Here is a 253-nt window from a genome sequence, read left to right on the forward strand (position 1 = left end):
AAAAACAAGGTTGAAGCAGCCTATCACCGCACCGATTTACTGGAACAGCGCAGGCCACTCATGAATGCGTGGGCAGAGTATATTGGATCTCGCGTTACTTCTGGAACGTGAACGAAAATTCCAACCATATATCCCATTAACCCAGATGCCACGCCTTATCAACACCTCATTTATCTCAGCCCTTGCCGCTGGATTCCTGATGTAAAGGTCGTTGAGCTCGTACAAATTACACCCCCCAGAGTTACCTGAACTG

1 protein-coding gene is annotated in these 253 nt (G+C 47.8%); it reads left to right on the forward strand.

Annotated elements, in window-relative coordinates; translation table 11 throughout:
* Positions 1 to 111: hypothetical protein (locus tag IV91_RS19880; RefSeq protein WP_411464116.1), on the forward strand; the 111-nt coding region annotated here is incomplete at its 5' end.
* Positions 112 to 253 lie beyond the last annotated feature (142 nt).

This window comes from Ferrovum myxofaciens (genome assembly GCF_000735045.1).
In the GTDB taxonomy this organism is placed as follows: domain Bacteria; phylum Pseudomonadota; class Gammaproteobacteria; order Burkholderiales; family Ferrovaceae; genus Ferrovum; species Ferrovum myxofaciens.